Source organism: Streptomyces misionensis (assembly GCF_900104815.1).
Lineage (GTDB): Bacteria > Actinomycetota > Actinomycetes > Streptomycetales > Streptomycetaceae > Streptomyces > Streptomyces misionensis.
Genome location: NZ_FNTD01000004.1, coordinates 867,483 through 888,612, shown reverse-complemented (window position 1 = coordinate 888,612; position 21,130 = coordinate 867,483). Strand labels below are relative to the sequence as shown.

Genomic DNA, 21,130 nt, shown 5'->3' with positions numbered 1-21,130 from the left:
CGTGCCACTGTGCGCGGTGGGCGAACGCCTGGACTGGACGGCACTGCTCGGGGTAGGAGGACAGGTGCGACGCATACGACCGAACGGACGGGGCCCGTGGCCCGCGAGGAAGACAGCATGACCGAGCACCTGGGCGGGGCAGTGATACCGACCGGTTTCGACGTACCCGTCGAGCCGCTGAGACGAGCGACGCACTTCACCGGCGAGCCCGGCTGCATCGCCGAGGCACGGGCGTTCGCTGCCCAGTTCCTCGAACAGTTGCGGACCGAGTGGTGCGCGCGGATCGACCAAGGCGTGGACGGCGAGCTGCTCCTGCTGGTCAGCGAGCTGGTCACCAACGCCGACCGGCACAGCGACGGCCCCTACATCCTGGAACTCGAGGGCACGGACGCGGCCGTCGTGGTCTCCGTCTGCGACAGCAGTACGGCCGTGCCGCACCTGTTCCCGAAGAACCCGCAGCGCGTCGGACGGCACGGGCTGGAGATCGTGCACGCCCTCGCCACCGAGGTCGTCGTCGAGCGGATCCCCGTCGGCAAGCGGGTGATCGCCCGCCTCGAACTGCGGCGCTGACCATCCCCGAACGCGCCGGGTGCCCGGAACCGCCCCAGCGGTCCCGGGCCGTCGTCCCGCTGCTCAGGCGCAGCCGAGTTCGCCCAGCATCCCCTGGCGCAGCCGGGTGATGATCCGCTTGATCAGCCGCGAGACGTGCATCTGGGAGCAGCCGAGCCGTTCCCCTATCTCCGCCTGGGTGGCCTCCTCCACGAACCGCAGATGGATGATCTGCCGGTCCCGCTCGCTGAGCTGCGCCATCAGCGGCGCCAGCGCGTGGAAGTCCTCCACCAGCCGCAGCCCCTCCTCCTCCACGCCGATGAAGTCGGCGAGCACCGCCTCGCCGTTCTCCGGGCCGTCGCCGGTCAGCGCGGCGTCCAGGGAGGAGGAGTTGTAGCCGTTGGCGGCGAGCCGGCCCTCGATCACCTCGTCCTCGGACAGGTTCATCAAGGTGGCCAGCTCGGCGACCGTCGGCTCGCGGTCGAGCCTGCTGGACAGCTCCTCGCGGGCCTTGGCCAGCTCCACCCGCAGCTCCTGGAGCCGCCGCGGGACGTGCACCGCCCAGGTGGTGTCCCGGAAGAAGCGCTTGATCTCGCCGACGATGTACGGCAGCGCGAAGGAGGTGAACTCCACCTCCCGGGAGAGGTCGAACCGGTCGATGGCCTTGATCAGGCCGATCATGCCGGTCTGGACGATGTCCTCCATGTCGTCGCCGCGGCCCCGGAACCGGCCGGCCGCGAACCGCACGAGCGACATGTTCATCTCGATGAGGGTGTTGCGCGCGTACTGGTACTCGTGGGTGCCCTCCTCCAGCTCGGCCAGCCGGCGGAAGAACTGGCGGGACAGCGAGCGTGCGTCCAGCGGGGCCACGGAGGAGGGGTCGGCGATGCCGGGCAGCGCCTCCTCGCTCGTCCGCTCCTGCCCGGTCTTCTCGATGACCGCTGTCTGCGCCCGCTTCCCGGCGGTGTCCATCAACACTCCCACGAAAGTCACGGTCCGGCGCCGTTCGGTCGGGGCGTCGGTCCCTGCGCTGCTCGCGTACCCCGAGAACGGCGTCTCATGCCGGCCACGGGGTCGCTCACCGGGCGGGTACCCCCCGTGACACCGCGCATGCCCCCGTCGTCGCGCACTGACGGAAAATCGCCGGTGCGCTCCGGCACCACCCGGCGTGGGGCACCGATGACTTCCGGCCCGCGGGGGAGTCTTCACCGCCGGACCCGTTTCCCCCATCCCCCGGGAGTGCTCATGACCACCGACGGTTTCACCACATGCCTCTGGTTCGACGGCCAGGCGGAGGAGGCCGCGCACTACTACGTGTCGATCTTCGAGCACTCCCGCGTCGACCGCGTCACCCGGCACACCGCGGCCGGCCCGGGCGCGGAGGGCTCTGTCCTGGCCGTCGAGTTCACGGCCAACGGACAGCGGTTCATGGCGCTCAACGGCGGCCCGCAGTTCACCTTCAACGAGGCGGTCTCCTTCCAGATCCTCTGTTCCGGCCAGCGGGAGATCGACCACTACTGGACCGCCCTCACCGCGGACGGCGGCGCGGGCGGCGACTGCGGCTGGCTCAAGGACCGCTACGGCGTCTCCTGGCAGGTCGTGTACGACCGGCTGCTCACCCTGATGACCGACCCGGACCCCGAGAAGGCCACGCGCACCGCCCGCGCCATGATGAGCATGGGCAAGCTGGACGCGGCCGCGCTGGAGCGGGCGTACGCGGGGGAGTGAGCGCTCAGTCCCGCTCCCCGAGGATCTCGGCGATCACATGGCGGGAGTTTTCCGCCAGCGGCGGGTTGGTGCGCCAGTAGTAGGGCAGTTGGATCAGGGCCACCGACAGGGCCCAGCCGCGGCCGCGGGCCCACTCGGCGTCGTCCGCTCCGGCGGCCTCGCGGAAGGCGGGCCGGGCGGCGGCGGGCAGCAGGTTCCAGGCCGGCATCAGGTCCACGGCGGGGTCGCCCACGCCCGCGCAGCCGAAGTCGATGACTGCGCCGAGCCGGTCGCCGTCCACCAGGACATTGCCGGGCGACAGGTCGCCGTGGGACCACATCGGGGGCCCCTCGTGCCGCGGCGCGCGCAGCGCCCGCTCCCACAGCGCGGTGACCGCGGCCGTGTCGATCCGCCCGCCCAGCTCGGCGATGGCCGCACGGGTGGGCGCGTCCCGCTCGCTCAGGGCGCCGCTCCGGTAGCCGGCCGGCGCGTCCTGCGGGGCGACGCGGCGCAGGGCGTGGACGAACCGCCCCAGGTCCTCGGCCAGGCGCCGCGGCGCGGACACGGCACCCGCCGTCGGGTTGGCGCCCGTCAGCCAGCGGTAGACGGACCAGGACCACGGGTAGTCCTCGTCCGGCTCGCCCCGGCCCACCGGTTCGGGCACGGCCACCGGGAGCAGCGGGCCGAGCCGGGGCAGCCAGCGCTGCTCATGGGCCAGGTCGGGCACCGCGCCGGGGTGCCGGGGGAGCCGGACCACCAGCTCCGTGCCCAGCCGAACATGGCGTTCTCCGTCCCCGAGGACACCAGCCGCCGCACCGGCAGCCCGGCCCACTCGGGAAAGCGCCGGGCGATCAGCCGCCGGACCAGCGGGGCGTCGATGCCGAGTTCGTCGGCGTGCATGCGCTGCGCGTTCACGGCCCCCATCCGAGCGCCCCGACGCCCCTCCTGTCGAGGGGATTTCACCGGGACGTCATTCGGGCACCAGCACCGCCGCCCCGTCGAAGCGGCCCGCCTTCAGATCCCGCAGGGCCTCGGGGGCCCGGTCGAGCGGATAGGGGTGGGTGGTCGCGCGGACGCCGTGGCGGGCCGCCAGCGCCAGGAACTCCCGGCCGTCCGCACGGGTGTTGGCGGTGACGCTGCGCAGCTCCTTCTCGTAGAACAGGTCGGTCTCGTAGCGCAGCGGCGGCACGTCGGTGAGGTGGATGCCCGCCAGGGCCAGCACCCCGCCCCGGTCCAGGGCACGCAGCGCCACCGGCACCAGCTCGCCGGCCGGGGCGAAGAGGATCGCCGCGTCCAGCGGTTCCGGCGGCGACTCGGAAAGGTCCCGCGCGGAGGCCGCGCCCAGCTCCAGGGCGAGCCCGCGGGACGCCTCGCCCCGGGTGATCACGTGCACGGTCGCGCCCTCGGCGAGCGCGACCTGCGCGCACAGATGGGCGCTGCCCCCGAAGCCGTACAGCCCGAGGCGGCCACCGCGCGGCAGCCCGGAACGGCGCAGCGCGCGGAACCCGATGATCCCGGCGCACAGCAGCGGAGCCGCCGGCACGTCGTCCAGCGCCTCGGGCAGCCGGTAGGCGAAGGGCGCCGGGACGGTGGTGTACTCCGCGTAACCGCCGTCCGCGTCCCAGCCGGTGTACCGCGAGCGCGGGCACAGGTTCTCGTTGCCGCGGGCGCAGTAGGCGCACACCCCGTCGGTGCGGCGCAGCCAGGCCACGCCCACCCGGTCGCCGGGGGCGAAGCCGAAGACCTGCGACCCGGTGCCGGCCACCTCGCCGACGACCTCGTGGCCGGGCGTGACCCCCGGCCGGTGCACCGGCAGGTCGCCCTCGGCGACGTGCAGATCGGTCCGGCACACCCCGCACGCGCGCACCCGCACCAGCAGCTCGTCCGGCCCCGGCTCGGGCACCGGCCGCTCGACCGGCCGCAGCGGCTCGCCCTCGACCGGGCCCTGCTCCACCACCGACCACGCCCGCATCACCGCTGCCGTCATCGCCCGTGCCCTTCCGCGAGGTCCGGTCCCCTCCCCAGTGTCCGGCAGGCCCCCGCTCGGCGCGCGGCGCGGCCGGGGGCTGGCTAGCGTGGGCAGACGGGGGCCGGCGCGACACCAGGAGGGCGGCGGGCATGGCCGTACAACCGGAAGGAACCCCCTGCTGGGCCGATGCGATGTTCACCGACCTGGAGGGCGCCAAGAGGTTCTACGGCGACGTCCTCGGCTGGACCTTCGGCGAGTCCACGTCCCAGTACGGCAACTACACCCAGGCCTACGTGCGCGGCAGGGCCGTGGCCGCCGTGGTCCCGCCCATGCCCGGCCAGGAGGGGCACTCGCAGTGGTGCCTGTACTTCGCCTCGCCGGACGCCGCCGCCACGGCGGAGAAGGTCCGGCACAGCGGGGGCGACGTGCTGATGGAGCCGATGCAGATCGCCGACGTCGGCACCATGTGCCTGGCCCGCGAGCCCAGCGGGGCCGTCTTCGGGGTGTGGCAGGCGGGCACCCACGAGGGCTTCGAGGAGACCGCCGCTCCCGGCGCCTACTGCTGGGCGGAGGTCTTCAGCCGTGATCCCGAGCGGACGGACGCCTTCCTCACCGCGGTCTTCCCGTACCGCGCGCGGGACCTGGCGGACGACGCGGTGGACTTCCGGGTGTTCGACGTCGGTGAGGAGACCGTGCTCGGCCGGATGCGGATGACCGAGGACTTCCCGCCCGAGGTGCCGTCGTACATCAACGTCTACTTCGCCGTCGCCGACTGTGACGCGGCCGTCGCCGTGGCGGGCCGGCTCGGCGGCACCGTCCGCTTCGGGCCGATGGACAGCCCCTTCGGCCGGTTCGCGGCCCTCAGCGATCCGCAGGGCGCCGACTTCTCGGTGATCGACATCACGGCCACCGAGGGCGAGCCGCCCCGGATCGAGGACGTCTGACCGGCCCGGACCGGGCACCCGCGCGGCCGTGGGATGATCGTGCGCATGCGTGAACGAGTGGTGGCCGCGTGCGACGGGGCTTCGAAGGGAAACCCCGGGCCGGCCGGATGGGCGTGGGTGGTCTCGGACGACGACGAGCGGACACCCGCTCGCTGGGAGGCGGGCCCGCTCGGCCGGGCCACCAACAACGTCGCCGAACTCACTGCCCTGGAGCGGCTGTTGACCGCCGTCGACCCCGAGGTGCCGCTGGAGGTCCGGATGGACTCCCAGTACGCCATGAAGGCCGTCACCACCTGGCTGCCGGGCTGGAAGCGCAACGGCTGGAAGACGTCCGCCGGCAAGCCGGTCGCCAACCAGGAGCTGGTGGTGCGCATCGACGCCCTCCTGGACGGCAGGTCGGTGGAGTTCCGCTACGTCCCGGCCCACCAGGTCGACGGCGACCCGCTCAACGACTTCGCCGACCGCGCCGCCAGTCAGGCCGCCACGGTGCAGGAGGCGGCGGGCAGCGCGCTCGGCTCGCCGGTGCCGCCGCCCTCGCCCGACACCCCGAAGGCGTCCGCCCCGCGCAAGAAGACGGTCCGCCGCGCCGGCGGTGCGTCCTCCTCGCGCACCCTCAAGGCGAAGTTCCCCGGCCGCTGCGTCTGCGGCCGCTCGTACGCGGCCGGCGAGTCCATCGCCAAGAACGCGCAGGGCTGGGGCCACCCGGAGTGCCGCACCGCGGAGGCCTGAGCCGGCGGCGGGCCCGCGCCTCGGGGCCGGCCACCGGGTGACAGACTGTCGGCATGGACGAACGTGAAATCCGCAGGTCGGGTCAGAAGATGTCGGTGGTCGGTCTCGGCACGTGGCAGCTGGGCGCGGACTGGGGCGACGTGGACGAGAAGGACGCCCTCGCGGTCCTGGAGGCGGCGGCCGAGTCCGGGGTCACCTTCTTCGACACCGCCGACGTCTACGGCGACGGACGCAGCGAGCAGACCATCGCCGCCTTCCTGCGCGGCCGGCCCGACCTGCGTGTGCTGGTGGCCACCAAGATGGGCCGCCGTGTCGAACAGCTCCCCGAGAACTACGTCCTCGACAACTTCCGCGCCTGGAACGACCGTTCGCGCCGCAACCTCGGCGTCGACCGGATCGACCTGGTGCAGCTGCACTGCCCGCCCACCCCGGTGTTCACCTCCGACGAGGTGTACGACGCCCTGGACACCCTGGTCGAGGAGGAGCGCATCGCCGCGTACGGCGTGAGCGTGGAGACCTGCGCCCAGGCGCTGGCCGCGATCGCCCGGCCGCATGTGGCGAGCGTGCAGATCATCCTCAACCCGTTCCGGATGAAGCCGCTGCACGAGGTGCTGCCCGCCGCCCGCGAGGCCGGCGTCGGCATCATCGCCCGGGTGCCGCTCGCCTCCGGGCTGCTGTCCGGCAAGTACACCAAGGACACCGTCTTCGCGGCGAACGACCACCGCACCTTCAACCGGCACGGCGAGGCCTTCGACCAGGGCGAGACCTTCTCCGGCGTCGACTACGAGACCGGTGTCGAGGCCGCCGCCGAGTTCGCCGCCCTGGCCCCCGAGGGTTACACCCCGGCCCAGCTGGCGCTGCGCTGGATCATCGAGCAGGAGGGCGTCACCACGGTGATCCCCGGCGCCCGCAACCCCGAGCAGGCCCGTGCCAACGCGGCCGCCGCCGCGCTGCCGCCGCTGTCGCAGGACACCCTCGCCGCGATCCGGGGCCTGTACGACAAGCGGATCCGGGAGCAGGTCGAACACCGCTGGTGACGGCGCTGATGCCCACCGTTTGAAGGAACGGCCGGGCGGTTACCTGCATCGCATGACCGAGGACGGACGACGCAGAGGACGACACGAGACCGAGGAGGAGCGGGCCGACCGGATGTGGGGTGAACTCATCCAGGAGGTCCGCGTCGCCCAGACGGGAGTGCAGATCCTGTTCGGGTTCCTGCTGACCGTCGTCTTCTACCCGAAGTTCACCCGGCTGCCCGCCGACGACCAGCACATCTACATCGTCACGGTGGTCCTCGGCGCCTGCACCACCGGCGCCCTGATCGGACCGGTCTCCCTGCACCGGCTGGTCTCGGGGCGCCGGATCAAACCCCAGGCGGTGCGGCTCGCCGCCCGGTTGACCTTCGTGGGCCTGGTCATGCTGCTCGCCACCACGACCTCCGCCCTGCTGCTCATCCTCCGGGTGGCCACGCACGACAGCTATGTGCCCTGGCTGGTCACGGGAGTCGTCGCCTGGTACCTGACGTGCTGGTTCGGTCTCCCGATGTGGGCCCGCCGACGGCACACCACCAGCAGGGACGACGCCTGAGCGGCCGCAGCGGGCGAGGTCCCCGGCCGGTCCGACGCGCTCGGACCGGCCGGGGACCTCGCCCCACGCCGCGGGACGTCTCCCGGCCGCTCAGCCGGTGGCGAGGATGTCCGCCAGCAGCTCGTCCACCGGGGCCCGTTCACTGCCGGGCGGCACGACGGCGTGGGTCTCGCGCAGGAACCCGGCGACGGCCGACGCCCACGCGTACACCACCGCGCGCTGCCGGCCGCCGTCGGGGCGGGTGTCGCCGAGGAACTCCATGCGCAATTCGTGCCCCGGCCCGGTGCCGGCCGGACGCAGCCGTACGTCGCCGATGCCGACCGGCCCGGACAGTCCCGCGGCCAGCATCTCCCGGTCCAGGCGCCAGTGGGCCAGTACCCGGCCGTCGTGGGCGAAGACGGCCGTGACGGCGAACGGGTCGGCGGCGTCGTAGCCGAGATGGACGAACACCGGGTACCGGCCGGTGCCCGGCGTGTGGAGCTGCACCACCAGGGACGTGTGCACGGACGTGTTCACGCGAGGACCTCCGCGACGATCGGCGTGGATCTTCCGGGTACCCCGGTTCGGCGGAAGTTGACATGCGCGGTGCGCGGGCGTCAGCCGAACGCCTCGCGCAGCGCGGGCAGCAGCGTCTTCGCGGACCAGTCCAGGAACTCCGGCTGGGTCTCCCCGCCGATCTGCACCAGGGCGATCTCGTCGAACCCCGCCTCGGCGTACGGGCGTACGGCCGCCACGAAGTCCTCCGGGTCGTCGCCGCAGGGGATGGAGGAGGCCACGTCGTCGGGGGTGACGAACTGCGTCGCGGCCGCGAAGGAGTCCGGGTGCGGCAGTTCGGAGTTCACCTTCCAGCCCAGCCCGAACCAGCGGAACTGGCCGTGCGCGCGTTCGACGGCCGCGTCCCGGTCGGTGCCGTAGCTCACCGGCAGCTGGCCGATCCGGGGCTTGCCCTCGCCGCCGTGCCGGTCGAACGCCTCCAGCAGGCCCGCCTTCGGCTCGGTCGCGATCACCAGGTCGGCGAGGTGTCCGGCGAGCCGGCAGGACTGCTCCCCGGAGACCGCGACGCCGATCGGCGGCGGCTGGTCCGGCAGGTCCCACAGCCGGGCCGACTCCACGTCGAAGTGCTCGCCGTGATAGGTGACGTGATCGCCCCGGAACAGCGCGCGGATGATCTCCAGCGCCTCCTCCAGCATCTCGTGCCGCACGTCCACCGGAGGCCAGCCGCCGCCCACCACATGCTCGTTGAGGTTCTCGCCGGAGCCGAGCCCGAGCCGGAACCTGCCCTCGGACAGCAGCTGCACGGTGGCCGCCTTCTGCGCCACCACGGCCGGGTGGTAGCGCCGGGTGGGGCAGGTCACGTAGGTCATCAGCGGAATCCGCGAAGTGGCCTGGGCCGCGGCGCCGAGCACGCTCCACGCGTACGGGGAGTGGCCCTGCGACCGCAGCCACGGAAAGTAGTGGTCCGAGGTCACCGAGAAGTCGAACCCGGCCTCCTCGGCGCGCACCACGTGGTCCACCAGCTCCCGGGGACCGGCCTGCTCGGTCATCATCGTGTATCCGATTTGCACCATGGAGGCCGAGTCCCCGGGCGAGCCGCGGGAAAACGGCCCGGGGCGGACTGCCGGGAGTCATCGCAGGCCGAAGCGGTCCGCCCAGCCGGTCAGCTCGCCGAGGGCGGTGTTGCCGCCGCAGACCACGAGAGCGAGCCGGGCGCCGGGGCCGACCCGGGAGATCACCTCGCGGGCGGCGGGCAGCAGACAGCCCGCGGCGGGCTCCGCCCACACCTTGGCGTGGTCGGCCAGCTCCAGGCAGCCCCGCACGGCCTCCCGGTCCGGCACCACCAGCACCTCCTCGACCAGTTCGCGGACATGGTCGTAGGTCAGCCGGGAGACGGAGGGCGCGCTGAGCGTGGTGACCACCGAGGACAGCGGCACCGGCACCGGACCGCCCGCCCTCAGCGCGGCGGACATCGCCTCGGCGCCCCGCGTCTCCACGCCCCACACCCGGACGCCGGGGCGGCGGGCCCGGAGCGCCGCCGCGACGCCCGCGATCAGGCCGCCCCCGCCGATGCTGACGAGGACGTCGGTGGGCTCGTCGGCCGCGTCCTCGGCCAGTTCGAGGCCGACCGTGCCCTGCCCGGCGATCACCATCGGGTCGTCGAACGGGTGGACGAGGGTCAGCCCCTCGTCCCTGAGCGTGGTCACCAGTTCGAAGGCGCTGTCCATGCCGTCGGTCAGCCGCAGCGTCGCCCCGGCCGCCTCGGCGAGCGCGAGGGAGCGGGCGGGCGCGGTGCGGGGCATCACCACCGTCGCCTTCACATCGAGGGCCGCCGCCATCACCGCGAGCGCGATGCCGTGGTTGCCGCCGCTGACCGCCACCACGCCGGCCGCCCGCTCGGCCTCGCCCAGCGACAGCAGCTTCGCCGCGGCCCCGCGGGCCTTGAACGAGCCGGTGCGCTGGAGGAGTTCGAGCTTGGCGGTGACGGGGACGCCGAGCAGCGCGGTGAGCCCGGGGCTCGCCACGGTCGGCGTCCGCACCACGTGCGGGGCGATCAGCCGGGCGGCGGCTTCGATGTCCGAGATGCCGATCAAGGTGCTTCACCCTTCCGGCGCGGGGGTGGGGACCGCGCCGCACGCACCTTGACGCGTATGGCGACCCCAGGTCAACGGCGTTCGCCGGTCAGTGCTGTTGCGGCTTGTGCTGGGTCAGCTCGCTCGGCCGTACGACGACGAAGCCCTCGCCGCGCAGCATCAGCTGGACGGCCTCCCCGGAGCCGCCCCGCAGCATCGACCCCATCGACTGCGAGCGGTGCAGCGAGGTCTCCAGGTGTGCGGTCCAGCCGACCACCGCGTCGGTGTCGACGTACACGGGCTGCTCGGCCGACACCGGGATGACCAGCGGGTTGCCGTCGCACACCAGGCCGAGCCGGCCGTGGCCGCTGAACACGCTGTTGAACAGGCCGCCCGCGGTGATGCCGGTGCCCTTCACCGTCTTGATCTCGTACGACAACGTCGGGTCGAAGCACAGCACGTTGCGGCCGTTCACCGTGAACGCGTCGCCGGGTTCGATCTCCAGGACGAAGCAGTTCTGCGCCTCGTGCGCGAGCCAGACCTCGCCCTGCCCGCGCACCGCCATCAGCGGCAGCCCCTCGCCGGTGACGGCGCGCTTGAGCATGCCGCCGACGCCCTGGCCCTTGCGCTCGAAGCGGAGGCTGCCGCGGTGGGCGACCATCGCGCCCTGGCGGGCGTACATCTCGCCGTCCACCGTGTACTTGAGGCACTTGGCGTTCTCGACGGACATGCCCGGTTCGGCGGCGGGGCGCACCACGTACCGGCTGGAGAAAAGATCACCCTTCATGGGGGAATCCTCACCCGGAAGGGGGCATTCCGCCAAGATCGTGATCCGCCCGCCGGAAATCAGCCCTTCTTCGGCTTGCCGCAGAACGCCGACTCCAGCGTCCCCGCGAGGGTGTCGAGCACCTTGCCGTTGTTCGAGGTGGTGGCGACGGCGGTCATGCGGCGGCCGCCGTCCTTGGTGGCGAACGCGTACGTGTAGTAGCCCTGCACCGTGCCCGTGTGCCCGTAGACCGAGATACCGCAGGACAGATCGCGCCGGCGCAGTCCGAGCCCGTACGCGGTCGTGGCGTTCACCCGCGTCATCTTCTCCATCTCGGCGAGCCGTGCGGGGGACAGCAGCCTGCCGCCCAGCAGCGCGCCGTAGAACGTGTCCAGGTCCCGCGCGCTGGAGATGACGGCGCCCGCGCTCTGCGCCCAGGACACCGTCTGGTCGGTGGCGTCCACCAGTGGGTCACCCGCCTTGTCGGGGGTGAGGTAGCCGTGGGCGTGGGCGCCCGGGATGCGGGTGTCGGGGTGGACGTAGAAGGTGTCACGGAGCTTCAGCGGCTCGAAGACGCGCGTGCGGTACTCGGTCGCCACGGGGTGCCCGGTGAGCTTCTCGATGAGCATGCCCGCGACGACGAAGTTGGTGTTGGAGTAGGAGTAGGCGGCGCCTGGCGCGTTGGTGCGCGGGTGCTTCAACGACAGCGCGACCAGCTCGCGGTAGGTGAAGACCTTGTTCCGCACCGCCTCGAAGCCCGGGACGCTGTCGGCGAACATGTCGTTGGTGTAGTCGTACAGTCCGCTGCGGTGGCTCAGCAGATGGCGGACGGTGATCCGGTCGTCCGGCAGCAGCCCCGGCAGATACCGGTCGACGGGCGCGTCCAGCGACAGCTTGTGCTCGTCGACGAGTTGCAGCAGCACGACGGCCGAGAAGGTCTTGGTGACGCTGCCGACGCGGAACCGGTCGCCGGCCGCCATGGCCCGCCGGGTGCCGCGGTCGGCGAACCCGTGCGTGGCCGTGTACGTCGTGCCGTGGTCGTCGATCCGGGCGAGCGCGCCGGGCGCGCCCTGCTCCACCGCCGAGCGCAGCACCCGGGCCAGACCCGCCGCGTCGGGCTTCGGAAGTCCGGCCGCCGCCGGGGACTTCACCTGACCGGTCGCGGCCTGTGCCGGGACCGCCAGCAGGGCCAGCGTGACCGCACCGAGCACCGCACCCCTGCCCACCGTGGCTGACACCATCGGGCATCCACTCCCATCCGTACGTCTGTTGATGCGACATCAGTCACATTCCGGCCTGGGAACCTAGGGGATTGAGGCGGCATCTCCACAGTCGACACACAGCTGGTCAACTACCGATCACTCTCTGGCTTTCGTTTGCAAAGGATTGCCATAGAAGATCGCGAAATGGATCATTCCAGCTTTACGTGCACATGACTGATCCGTAAGGGTGACCCCGGGGGCCCGACCAGCCCCCGTGGCGCGCGCGATCGCGCCATGTCACAGGGCGGTTGACGATCCCGCCGCCCTTCACAGAAGGAACCCTGATCAGATTGCGTAAACCGCACATACGCTCGGTGGCGGTCGCCGTCGCGGTGACGACGGTTGCCACGGGCCTGGCCGGTACGGCCTTCGCGGGACCCACCACGACGGGGGAGGCGCGCTCCGTCGCGTCCGCCGCCACCAGCGCCGACGCCACCGTGGTGAGCGCGGCGCGCGCCGCGGCCTTCGCGCACGCCACCGCGACCGGGGTCACGCAGGGCGACGAACTGCGGGCCCAGGACGTCATGCTGGACCCGGAGGGCGCCCGGCACGTCCGCTTCGAGCGCACCCACGCCGGCCTGCCGGTGCTCGGCGGCGACCTCGTGGTCCACCTCAACCACGCGCTCCGCTACACGGGCGTGACCCGCGCCGCCGACCACACCGTCAAGCCGGCCGCCGCCACGCAGGCCAGGCTCACCGCGGGCCAGGCCGCCGCCAAGGCCGCCCAGACCGCCAAGGGAGAGGCGGGCACCGCCCGGCTCGTCGTGGACGCCCGGGGCGGCGCCTCCGCGCTCGCCTACCAGGTGACCGTGACCGCCCAGGACGGCACCAACACCGTCGTCGTGGACGCCGTCACCGGCAAGGTGCGCAGCAACACCCCCGACAGCGACCAGTTCCTGTCGCCCAGGCTGCTCGCCTCCCTGCGCAAGAAGGGCGTGACGCTCGACCCGGCCGTCGGTGCCGCGCGCAGCGCCGCCCTGGCCGGCTCGGGCACCACCACCGGTGCCAGGACGTCGTACCCGTCGGCCGCGAGCGGCACCGGCAAGACGCTCTTCGTCGGCAGCGTCGGCCTCACCACCACGCAGACCTCGCGCGGCCACTACCAGCTCGCCGACCCGACCCGGTACGGCACCGAGGTGCGCGACGCCAAGGGCAGGAGTCCCGAAAGCTTCGGCGCCGGCGCGAAGTTCACCAGCACCACCAACGTGTGGGGCAACGGCACGACCGCCAACCGTGCCAGCGCCGCCGCCGACGCCCAGTACGGCATCACCAAGACCCTGGACTTCTACAAGAAGACGTTCGGGCGCAAGGGGATCGCCGGCAACGGCAAGGCCGCCCACGGGATGGTCCACTGGGGCGACAAGGTCGCCAACGCGTTCTGGGACCCCACCTGCACCTGCATGCTGTACGGCGACGGCGACGGGCGGACCTTCAGGAAGCCGCTGGTCGTCCTGGACGTCACCGGTCACGAACTGACCCACGGCGTGGTGGACGCCACCGCGAAGCTGGAGCCGACCTACGTCGACCCCGACGGCAACCAGTACGGCGAGCCGGGCGCGCTCAACGAGTCGCTGGCGGACATCTTCGGCTCCAACGTCGAGTTCTTCGCGGCCAACAAGAGCGACACGCCCGACTACCTGATCGGCGAGAAGCTGGGCATCGGGCAGAAGTTCCTGCGCCGCCTGGACCACCCCTCGCTCGACAAGCTCGAGGGCACGATCGACTACTGGACGCCGGAGACCTACGGCACCGAGGTGCACGCCGGTTCCGGCGTCTCGTCGCACGCCTACTACCTCCTCGCGGAGGGCAGCGGCAAGAAGACGATCAACGGCGTCGCGTACGACTCGCCGACGTACGACAGGTCCACGGTGAAGGGCATCGGCCGCACCAAGGCCACCGCCATCTTCTACCGGGCGCTCACCCGCTACATGGTCTCCACGACCGACTTCCACGACGCGCGCGTCGCGACGCTGAAGGCGGCCAAGGACCTGTACGGCGCGAGCAGCACCGAGTACAAGACGGTGGACAAGGCGTGGGCCGCGGTCGACGTGACCGCGGCCAACACGCCGGCCGCCCGGCACTGACCGACCCCCGCACCACCGGATGCCCCGCCCCGCGCGGGGCATCCGCAGGTCCGCCGCCGATCCGCCACCGCATCGTGGCGCCGCCCCCCGGAACCCGCACCGACGGCGAGACCGGGACCGTACGGCGGGAGGGACAGCGGATGGGCACCCCCGGTGAGAGCGCCCACCGAGGTGCGCGGCCGGCGTGGCGGCGCGACCATGACGAGCGTGGGACACGCCGACACGTCCCCCGGGGCCCGGCCGGGACCCGGCGGACCGGGCACCCCGTGAACGGCCGGTGCGGGCGCGGCTGCCGCGTCGCCGCCGCCCTGCTGACGGCCGCCGCCTGCCAGGCCGGCCCGGCCCGCGCGGCACCCCACCTGCCCGGTGCCACCGGGCACCCCTCCGGCGTGGTCACCTGGGCGGCGAGCGCCGAACGGCTCGGCCCGGGCGCGGCGGGCCGGGACTACCGGATGATCGTGCACACCAGCGTGGGCGGCAGCGCGCCCCGCGTCCGCTTCACCAACGCCTTCGGCGACCGCCCGCTGACCCTCGACCACGTCTACGCCGGACCGCGGCTGCGCGGCGCCGCCGTGCGCCCCGGCGCCAACCGCCCGCTGACCTTCGGCGGCGCCCGCCGGATCACCCTGCCCCCCGGCACCATGGCGTGGAGCGACCCGCTGCCCGGCCGGCTGCCGGCCGGCGCGGACCTCGCCGTCAGCCTGCACACCCCGCACGCCGCCGGACCGGCCAGCGGTCACCGGATGGCGCTGCGGACGTCGTACACCGGGCAGGGCGCGCACACCGCCGCGCCGGGCGCCGCGCACTGGACGGGGACCACCGGCTCCTGGTGGTACCTCGACGCCGTCTCCGTACGGCCGGGCCGCCCGGCGACCGGCGCCGTGGCCGTGCTCGGCGACTCCCTCACCGACGGCGAGAGGTCCACCCCGGACACCGACCGCCGCTGGCCCGACCACCTCGCCCGGCGCCTGCGCGCGGCCCGCGCCGCCGTCGAGGGCGTGGCCGACGAGGGCATCTCCGGGGACAAGGTGCTCGCGGACGACGCCGGGCCCAGCGCCCTGCACCGGCTGGACCGCGACGTGCTGTCGCTGCCGGGGGTGCGCACCGTCTTCCTCTTCGAGGGCGTCAACGACCTCAAGGCCCGCCCCGGCGCCACCGCGGCCGACCTGATCGCCGGCTACCGGCGGATCGTGCGCCGGGCGCACGCCGCCCACCTGTGCGTGGTCGCCGCGACCATCGGCCCGTTCAAGGGCCGGCCGGAATGGAACCCCGGCGCCGAGGCCGTACGCCGGGACGTCAACCGGTTCGTCCGCGAGAGCGGGGAGTTCGATGCCGTCGCCGACTTCGACCGGGTGCTGCGCGACCCCCGCGACCCCGAGCGGCTGCGCCCGGACCTCGACGGCGGCGACCATCTGCACCCCGGCGACCGGGGCATGCGGGCCCTTGCCGGCGGCGTCGACCTGGACCGCCTCCAGTGCGCGCGCCGGGCCGGACGCCCCGCGCGCGCCGGGGCTCAGCCCGAGCCGCGCGCCCAGTCCTCCGGCACCCGCCCCGCGGGACCGGGCACCGGCTGGTCGGCGGGATGACCCGCGGGCGGGGCGAGTTCGGGCCCCGAGGTGTACAACTCCTCGGTGGTGTAGTCCCAGAACCACTGCTCGCCCGGCTCGAAGCTGCGGATGACCGGGTGTCCGGTGGCCCGGTAGTGGGCGGTGGCGTGCCGGGCGGGGGAGTCGTCGCAGCAGCCGATGTGCCCGCACTGGGCGCAGCGGCGCAGATGGAACCACCAGCCGCCCGTGGCCTCGCACTCCACGCAGCCGGTGCCGCTCGGCGGGACGCCCGGGTCGATGCCCTCAGGGGTGCTCATGCGGATTCCTCCGTGTCGGCCCGCGGGTGCCGTGGCGCCCGCCGCCGAACCGTCACCGGATGTCCCGGGGCCCGTCGCCGCGCTGCCACCGCACCGGTATGCCTCCGTCGTAAGTTCGATCGCCCGCCTTCGCCCCGGTTCGTCCGGACGGGCGCGGGGCCGGGGGCGGCAAGGGCCGCGCGGTGCCCGATAGTGGGCACCGGCAGCACGCACCCCCGGGACGACGAGGAGACCAGGCATGACACGGCCGATCACGGCAGGCACGGACGGCACGGAGGAGAGCCGGGCCGCGCTCGACTGGGCGGCCCGGGAGGCCGTGCGCCGGGACCTGCCCCTGCGGGTGCTGCACGCGTGGCACCACGCCGACAAGCTCGCCGGAGCCGACCGGGAGACGCAGCGGGGCTGGGCGGAGCAGGGCGTGGCCGAGACGGTGCGCGCGCTCGCCGAGCGGCACCCGAAGCTCACGGTGAGCGCCGACGTGGTCGAGGAGGGCGCCGTGGCGGCGCTCGGCGGCGCTGCCTCGCGGGACGAGATGCTGGTGCTCGGCTCGCGCGGGCACGGACCGGTCGTCGGCTTCCTGCTCGGCTCCGTCGGACAGCAGGTCATCGCCGAGGCCACCCGGCCCGTGGTGCTGGTGCGCGCCGGGGACCGCCCGGCGCTGGAGGCGGCCGGGCGGGAGGTGGTGGTCGGCCAGCACGGCGACCCCGAGGACAGCGCCGCCACGTTGCGCTTCGCCTTCGAGACGGCGGCGGCCCGCGGCGCCACCGTGCGGGCCGTGCGGGCCTGGACCCTGCCGCCGGTCTTCGCCTACAGCCCCGGTTCGCTCAGGCTGCTGGACGAGGCCGGCGGTCTCGAACCGTACGAGAGGCAGGCCCTGGCCGACGCGCTGCGGCCCTGGCGCGAGCGGTTCCCCGGGGTCCCGGTGGCCGAGCAGGTGGAGATGGGCAGCGCCGGGCAGGTGCTGCTGTCGCTGGCCGGCCGGGCCCAGCTGATGGTCGTCGGCCGGCGGGCCCGGCGCACCGCCGTGGGGGCCCGGATCGGCTCGGTCGCCCACGGCGTGCTGCATCACGCGGACTGCCCGGTGGCGGTGGTCCCGCACGTGTAGCGCGGGACGTGAACCCTAGGCCCGCCCGCGGGACCCGCGGGTGGCCCGGTCGCGGGCCTGTTCGGCGGCGGCGCGCACCGCGCCCCGGTGGACCGGGCCGTGGCCGGGCAGCAGGGTGTCGCCGTCGAGCGCGGCGATCACGTCCAGGGAGTCCAGCACCTGGCCGCCGTCGTGGTGGAAGAAGCCGTGCAGCAGCTGCGGTCCCTTCACCCGCGAGGTGGCGTGCCCGCTGACCAGGGCGTCGCCGGAGATCACGATGCCCGCCTCGGGCAGGTGGTAGACGCAGTGGCCGTCGGTGTGGCCGGGGGTGTGCACGGGCACCGGGCGGCCCGGCAGGTCCAGCGGGCCCTCGGCGGGGAACGGCTCGGGCGCGGAGACCGGGTTGTGCTCGATGCCGCCGACCTTGATGACGTGCGCCGCCCAGGGCAGCAGGCCCGGCCGCCAGGCGTTGCGGACCACGTCGCCGATGGTGGCCTGGTGCAGGAAGTCCCGGCGGGCGTGCGGGACTTCCGCCGGGTGCAGGTAGACGGGCGTGCCGTGGGTGGTGCGCAGGTACTCGGCCGAGCCCAGATGGTCGTTGTGCGCGTGGGTGATGAGCACCGCGGCGACCGCCTCCGGCGAACCGCCCACCTCCGCGAGGGACTCCAGAACTCCCGGCCGGTCCCCGGGGTAGCCGGTGTCGATCAGCGTGATGCCGTCCCCGTCCTTGAGGATCACCCAGTTGACGTTGTTGCCGTGCACCAGATAGGTGCCGTCGGCGACTTGGTGTACCTGTGCCCGCATGCTCTCTCCGCCCCGAGTGTCGATGATCGTCGGGAGGACAGCCAATCAGATCGGGCACCACCCGGCGCAAGGGGCCGGCCGGAGTCTCAGCGCACGCCGTGCGGCCGGAACTGGATGCTGATCCGCGGTCCGGCGGCCCGCGCCGTCTTCGGCACGCAGTGCTCCCAGGTGCGCTGGCAGGAGCCGCCCATCACGATCAGATCGCCGTGTCCGAGCGGCCGCCGCACCGTCGGGCCGCCCCCGCCGACCGGGCGCAGCAGCAGATCGCGGGGCTCGCCCACGGAGAGGATCGCCACCATCGTGTCCTCGCGCGAACCCCGGCCGATCCGGTCGCCGTGCCAGGCCACGCTGTCCCGTCCGTCGCGGTAGAAGCACAGCCCGGCGGTGGTGAACGGCTCGCCCAGTTCCTCGGCGTAGTGCCGGGACAGCGCGGCGCGGGCCTCGTCCAGGACCGGGTGGGGGAGGGGGTCCGCCGCGCCGTAGAAGGCCAGCAGGCGCGGCACGGCGACCACGTTGTCGTACATCTTGCGGCGCTCGGCGCGCCAGGGCACCTGTGCCGCCAGTGTTTCGAACAGGGTGTCGGCGCCGCCGAGCCAGCCCGGCAGCACGTCGATCCAGGCGCCGGCGCCCAGCACGGTCCGGCGCAGTCCGTCCAGCGGGCCGAGTCCCAGCTCGTCGGTCTGGTCGAACAGGGAGCCCTGGAGGTGCGTGGCCATGGAGCCAGCGTACTCCTTAATCGAAAATCCGTTCCATTTGATCAATCCCGGCTCCGCCGGGTCCCCTCGCGTCCGCCCCCTTTCGATACATGGATGTATTGGATACATTCCTGTATCGAAAGCGAGGTGCCGCCATGCAGGAGACCGCCGAGCGCGTCCCCCGGCGCCGGGCGCACACCCGTGCCCGGCTGCTCGACGCCGCGTTCCGGGTGTTCGCCGCCAAGGGCTTCGGGCGGGTCTCCATCGAGGAGGTCTGCGAGGCCGCCGGGTACAGCCGGGGCGCCTTCTACTCCAACTTCGCCACCCTGGACGAGCTGTTCTTCGCCCTCTACCAGGAGCGCGCCGACCTCATCGCCGACCAGGTCGCGGGCGCCCTCGCCGAGGACGGCCCCGGCCTCGACGTACCGGCCGCCGTGGACCGCGTCACCGAGGTGCTGCTGCTCGACGTGGACTGGCTGCTGGTGAAGACCGACTTCCTGGTGCACGCCGCCCGCGACCCGGCCGTCGCCGGGGCCCTCCTCGACCACCGCGCCCGGCTCCGCGAGGCCGTCGCCGACCGCCTCTTCCGGGCCCGGGGCCACACCGCGCTGCCCGCCGTGCTCGGCGACGTGGCGGGCGCCGCGCACGCCGTGGTCGCCGCGTACGACGGCGTCACCGTCCAGCTGCTGCTGGACAAGGACGTCGAACGCGCGCGGACCTGGCTCAAGCAACTGCTCACCGCCCTGCTCACCGACGGCCGCACCGCGCCGCCCACCGCCGCCACCCCCTCATCCACGCACTGAGGAAGGAACCCCACGTCATGGACGCGGACGTCATCGTCGTCGGAGCGGGCCTCGCCGGCCTGGTCGCGGCCCACGAACTCACCAGCCGGGGACGCCGGGTGGCCCTCGTCGACCAGGAGAACGGCGCCAACCTCGGCGGCCAGGCGTACTGGTCCTTCGGCGGCCTCTTCCTCGTCGACTCCCCGGAACAGCGCCGCATCGGCATCAAGGACTCCTTCGAACTGGCCTGGAACGACTGGCGCGGCAGCGCGCAGTTCGACCGGATCGAGGACGAGGACTCCTGGGCGGTCCGATGGGCCCGCGCCTACGTGGAGTTCGCGGCCGGCGAGAAGCGGTCCTGGCTCCGCGGCCACGGCATAGAACTGCTGCCCACCGTCGGCTGGGCCGAGCGCGGCGACCTCAGGGCCGACGGACACGGCAACTCCGTGCCCCGCTTCCACATCGCCTGGGGCACCGGCACCGGAGTGGTCGGACCCTTCGTCGAGCACGCCCGGCAGGCCGCCCGCGACGGGCTGCTGACCTTCCACCACCGCCACCAGGTGGACGAACTGGTCATCGAGGACGGCACGGCCCGCGGCGTGCGCGGCACCGTCCTCGCCCCCGACGACGCACCGCGCGGCGTCGCCACCAGCCGCGAGCGCGTCGGCGACTTCGAACTCACCGCCCAGGCCGTCGTCGTCACCACCGGCGGGATCGGCGCCGACCACGACATCGTGCGCCGCTACTGGCCCGCCCGCCTCGGCACGCCCCCCGCCGAGATGGTCACCGGCGTACCCGCCCACGTCGACGGCCGCATGCTCGACATCAGCGCGGCGGCCGGCGTCCGGCTGGTCAACCGGGACCGGATGTGGCACTACACCGAGGGCCTGCGGAACTGGGACCCGGTCTGGTCCGGCCACGGCATCCGCATCCTGCCCGGCCCGTCCTCCATCTGGCTGGACGCCCTCGGCCGCCGGCTGCCCGACCCCTGCCTGCCCGGCTACGACACCCTCAACACCCTCAAGTACCTGCGCACCACCGAGGACATCGCGGGCTACGACCACTCCTGGTTCGTCCTCACCCGGAAGATCATCGAGAAGGAGTTCGCCCTCTCCGGCTCCGAGCAGAACCCCGACATCACCGCCAAGGACCGCAAGGCGGTGCTGCGCGACCGGGTCCTCGGCAAGGGGGCGCCCGGTCCGGTGCAGGCGTTCCTCGACAAGGGGGCCGACTTCGTCACCGCCGGGTCCCTGGAGCACCTGGTCGAGAAGATGAACGCCCTCACCGGCAAGCCGCTGCTCGACGCCGCCCAGGTGCGCCGCCAGATCGAGGCCCGCGACCTCCAGATGGCCAACCCGTACAGCAAGGACTCTCAGGTCCAGGGCATCCGCAACGCCCGCCGCTACCTCGGCGACCGCCTCGGCCGGGTCGCCGCCCCGCACCGTCTGCTGGACCCGGCCGCGGGCCCGCTGATCGGCGTACGGCTGCACGTGCTCACCCGCAAGACGCTCGGCGGCATCCAGACCGACCTCGACTCCCGGGCCCTCGGCACCGACGGCAGCCCGATCGAGGGGCTGTACGCGGCGGGCGAGGTGGCCGGCTTCGGCGGCGGCGGGGTGCACGGCTACAACTCCCTGGAGGGCACCTTCCTCGGCGGCTGCCTCTTCTCCGGCCGCGCCGCGGGCCGGCACGCCGCCCGCCAGACGGGCTGAGCCCGGCCGCCTGGTGCCCGGCCGG

The 21,130-nt window shown here is 73.5% G+C and carries 21 protein-coding genes and 1 pseudogene; 11 read left to right on the top strand and 11 right to left on the bottom strand.

All coding sequences use genetic code 11. The features are described from left to right. Positions 1-117: 117 nt before the first annotated feature. A complete protein-coding gene (locus BLW85_RS05635) occupies positions 118-570 on the top strand; it encodes an ATP-binding protein (RefSeq protein WP_070026652.1) in 453 nt (150 codons plus the stop codon). 63 nt (positions 571-633) lie between these two features. Here the strand turns inward: BLW85_RS05635 and BLW85_RS05630 are convergent, their stop codons facing one another. After that, positions 634-1,521, bottom strand: coding sequence for an RNA polymerase sigma factor SigF (locus BLW85_RS05630; protein ID WP_074991147.1), 888 nt, complete (start codon positions 1,519-1,521; stop codon positions 634-636). Between the two features lie 273 nt (positions 1,522-1,794). Here BLW85_RS05630 and BLW85_RS05625 point away from each other — a divergent pair, with 273 nt between their 5' ends. Continuing rightward, complete coding sequence (locus BLW85_RS05625; protein ID WP_074991145.1) at positions 1,795-2,277, top strand: VOC family protein; 483 nt, start codon at positions 1,795-1,797, stop codon at positions 2,275-2,277. 4 nt (positions 2,278-2,281) lie between these two features. Here the strand turns inward: BLW85_RS05625 and BLW85_RS05620 are convergent. Both BLW85_RS05620 and BLW85_RS05615 read right to left on the bottom strand, forming a co-directional pair. Next, positions 2,282-3,180 (bottom strand): annotated as a pseudogene (locus BLW85_RS05620) (aminoglycoside phosphotransferase family protein). A gap of 46 nt (positions 3,181-3,226) precedes the next feature. Then, positions 3,227-4,228 (bottom strand): zinc-binding alcohol dehydrogenase family protein, encoded by a 1,002-nt coding sequence (locus BLW85_RS05615; RefSeq protein ID WP_208624956.1) that lies wholly within the window; start codon positions 4,226-4,228, stop codon positions 3,227-3,229. A 146-nt stretch (positions 4,229-4,374) separates the two neighbouring features. Between BLW85_RS05615 and BLW85_RS05610 the strand changes: the two genes are divergently transcribed. From BLW85_RS05610 to BLW85_RS05595, 4 genes are read left to right on the top strand one after another with little or no spacing between them, the layout of a single operon-like run. Further along, the gene (locus tag BLW85_RS05610) at positions 4,375-5,169 is read left to right on the top strand and encodes a VOC family protein (protein ID WP_070026657.1); all 795 of its coding nucleotides are present in this window, start codon (positions 4,375-4,377) and stop codon (positions 5,167-5,169) included. Positions 5,170-5,202: 33 nt separating this feature from the next. Further along, entirely contained in the window at positions 5,203-5,898 is a 696-nt protein-coding gene (locus BLW85_RS05605; protein WP_074991140.1) for a ribonuclease H family protein, read from the top strand. Positions 5,899-5,951: 53 nt separating this feature from the next. After that, complete coding sequence (locus BLW85_RS05600) at positions 5,952-6,935, top strand: aldo/keto reductase (RefSeq protein WP_070026659.1); 984 nt, start codon at positions 5,952-5,954, stop codon at positions 6,933-6,935. Positions 6,936-6,987: 52 nt separating this feature from the next. Continuing rightward, positions 6,988-7,485 (top strand): DUF6328 family protein, encoded by a 498-nt coding sequence (locus BLW85_RS05595; protein ID WP_070026660.1) that lies wholly within the window; start codon positions 6,988-6,990, stop codon positions 7,483-7,485. 90 nt (positions 7,486-7,575) lie between these two features. Here BLW85_RS05595 and BLW85_RS05590 read toward each other — a convergent pair whose 3' ends face one another. From BLW85_RS05590 to BLW85_RS05570, 5 genes are all read right to left on the bottom strand, one after another. Beyond that, positions 7,576-8,001, bottom strand: a complete 426-nt coding sequence (locus BLW85_RS05590) for an SsgA family sporulation/cell division regulator (protein ID WP_074991137.1) — start codon at positions 7,999-8,001, stop codon at positions 7,576-7,578. 80 nt (positions 8,002-8,081) lie between these two features. Further along, on the bottom strand, positions 8,082-9,053 hold the full coding sequence (locus tag BLW85_RS05585) for an LLM class F420-dependent oxidoreductase (RefSeq protein WP_074991135.1): 972 nt from the start codon (positions 9,051-9,053) through the stop codon (positions 8,082-8,084). Between the two features lie 57 nt (positions 9,054-9,110). Continuing rightward, a complete protein-coding gene (locus BLW85_RS05580) occupies positions 9,111-10,073 on the bottom strand; it encodes a threonine/serine dehydratase family protein (protein WP_074991132.1) in 963 nt (320 codons plus the stop codon). 88 nt (positions 10,074-10,161) lie between these two features. After that, positions 10,162-10,839, bottom strand: a complete 678-nt coding sequence (locus BLW85_RS05575; RefSeq protein WP_074991129.1) for an AIM24 family protein — start codon at positions 10,837-10,839, stop codon at positions 10,162-10,164. Between the two features lie 59 nt (positions 10,840-10,898). Further along, positions 10,899-12,059, bottom strand: a complete 1,161-nt coding sequence (locus BLW85_RS05570) for a serine hydrolase domain-containing protein (RefSeq protein WP_074991127.1) — start codon at positions 12,057-12,059, stop codon at positions 10,899-10,901. Positions 12,060-12,370: 311 nt separating this feature from the next. On the opposite strand from BLW85_RS05570, the gene BLW85_RS05565 reads away from it, so the two are divergent. Together BLW85_RS05565 and BLW85_RS05560 are read left to right on the top strand one after the other, a co-directional pair. Continuing rightward, entirely contained in the window at positions 12,371-14,164 is a 1,794-nt protein-coding gene (locus BLW85_RS05565; RefSeq protein ID WP_074991125.1) for a M4 family metallopeptidase, read from the top strand. Positions 14,165-14,430: 266 nt separating this feature from the next. After that, positions 14,431-15,750, top strand: coding sequence for an SGNH/GDSL hydrolase family protein (locus BLW85_RS05560; protein ID WP_074991123.1), 1,320 nt, complete (start codon positions 14,431-14,433; stop codon positions 15,748-15,750). On the opposite strand, the gene BLW85_RS05555 is transcribed toward BLW85_RS05560, so the two are convergent. After that, positions 15,678-16,028 carry a UBP-type zinc finger domain-containing protein gene (locus BLW85_RS05555; RefSeq protein ID WP_074991120.1) on the bottom strand — a complete coding sequence of 117 codons (351 nt, stop codon included), beginning with the start codon at positions 16,026-16,028 and terminating at the stop codon, positions 15,678-15,680. The two genes, BLW85_RS05560 and BLW85_RS05555, sit on opposite strands and share 73 nt — an antisense overlap. Before the next feature lie 238 nt (positions 16,029-16,266). Here BLW85_RS05555 and BLW85_RS05550 point away from each other — a divergent pair, with 238 nt between their 5' ends. Continuing rightward, complete coding sequence (locus BLW85_RS05550) at positions 16,267-17,133, top strand: universal stress protein (RefSeq protein ID WP_074991118.1); 867 nt, start codon at positions 16,267-16,269, stop codon at positions 17,131-17,133. Positions 17,134-17,148: 15 nt separating this feature from the next. Here the strand turns inward: BLW85_RS05550 and BLW85_RS05545 are convergent, their stop codons facing one another. Further along, positions 17,149-17,916 (bottom strand): MBL fold metallo-hydrolase, encoded by a 768-nt coding sequence (locus BLW85_RS05545; RefSeq protein WP_074991116.1) that lies wholly within the window; start codon positions 17,914-17,916, stop codon positions 17,149-17,151. 86 nt (positions 17,917-18,002) lie between these two features. Then, the gene (locus tag BLW85_RS05540; RefSeq protein ID WP_074991114.1) at positions 18,003-18,632 is read right to left on the bottom strand and encodes an alpha-ketoglutarate-dependent dioxygenase AlkB; all 630 of its coding nucleotides are present in this window, start codon (positions 18,630-18,632) and stop codon (positions 18,003-18,005) included. A 134-nt stretch (positions 18,633-18,766) separates the two neighbouring features. On the opposite strand from BLW85_RS05540, the gene BLW85_RS05535 reads away from it, so the two are divergent. Further along, on the top strand, positions 18,767-19,414 hold the full coding sequence (locus tag BLW85_RS05535) for a TetR/AcrR family transcriptional regulator (protein WP_070026672.1): 648 nt from the start codon (positions 18,767-18,769) through the stop codon (positions 19,412-19,414). Positions 19,415-19,431: 17 nt separating this feature from the next. Next, entirely contained in the window at positions 19,432-21,105 is a 1,674-nt protein-coding gene (locus BLW85_RS05530) for an FAD-binding dehydrogenase (protein WP_074991113.1), read from the top strand. Positions 21,106-21,130: the final 25 nt, after the last annotated feature.

Bases quoted from the DNA above. Each gene is read 5' to 3' on its own strand.
- BLW85_RS05635 (WP_070026652.1), top strand. From the start codon at position 118: ATGACCGAGCACCTGGGCGGGGCAGTGATACCGACCGGTTTCGACGTA.
- BLW85_RS05630 (WP_074991147.1), bottom strand. From the start codon at position 1,521: ATGGACACCGCCGGGAAGCGGGCGCAGACAGCGGTCATCGAGAAGACC.
- BLW85_RS05625 (WP_074991145.1), top strand. From the start codon at position 1,795: ATGACCACCGACGGTTTCACCACATGCCTCTGGTTCGACGGCCAGGCG.
- BLW85_RS05615 (WP_208624956.1), bottom strand. From the start codon at position 4,228: ATGCGGGCGTGGTCGGTGGTGGAGCAGGGCCCGGTCGAGGGCGAGCCG.
- BLW85_RS05610 (WP_070026657.1), top strand. From the start codon at position 4,375: ATGGCCGTACAACCGGAAGGAACCCCCTGCTGGGCCGATGCGATGTTC.
- BLW85_RS05605 (WP_074991140.1), top strand. From the start codon at position 5,203: ATGATCGTGCGCATGCGTGAACGAGTGGTGGCCGCGTGCGACGGGGCT.
- BLW85_RS05600 (WP_070026659.1), top strand. From the start codon at position 5,952: ATGGACGAACGTGAAATCCGCAGGTCGGGTCAGAAGATGTCGGTGGTC.
- BLW85_RS05595 (WP_070026660.1), top strand. From the start codon at position 6,988: ATGACCGAGGACGGACGACGCAGAGGACGACACGAGACCGAGGAGGAG.
- BLW85_RS05585 (WP_074991135.1), bottom strand. From the start codon at position 9,053: ATGGTGCAAATCGGATACACGATGATGACCGAGCAGGCCGGTCCCCGG.
- BLW85_RS05575 (WP_074991129.1), bottom strand. From the start codon at position 10,839: ATGAAGGGTGATCTTTTCTCCAGCCGGTACGTGGTGCGCCCCGCCGCC.
- BLW85_RS05570 (WP_074991127.1), bottom strand. From the start codon at position 12,059: ATGGTGTCAGCCACGGTGGGCAGGGGTGCGGTGCTCGGTGCGGTCACG.
- BLW85_RS05555 (WP_074991120.1), bottom strand. From the start codon at position 16,028: ATGAGCACCCCTGAGGGCATCGACCCGGGCGTCCCGCCGAGCGGCACC.
- BLW85_RS05550 (WP_074991118.1), top strand. From the start codon at position 16,267: ATGACACGGCCGATCACGGCAGGCACGGACGGCACGGAGGAGAGCCGG.
- BLW85_RS05545 (WP_074991116.1), bottom strand. From the start codon at position 17,916: ATGCGGGCACAGGTACACCAAGTCGCCGACGGCACCTATCTGGTGCAC.
- BLW85_RS05540 (WP_074991114.1), bottom strand. From the start codon at position 18,632: ATGGCCACGCACCTCCAGGGCTCCCTGTTCGACCAGACCGACGAGCTG.
- BLW85_RS05535 (WP_070026672.1), top strand. From the start codon at position 18,767: ATGCAGGAGACCGCCGAGCGCGTCCCCCGGCGCCGGGCGCACACCCGT.
- BLW85_RS05530 (WP_074991113.1), top strand. From the start codon at position 19,432: ATGGACGCGGACGTCATCGTCGTCGGAGCGGGCCTCGCCGGCCTGGTC.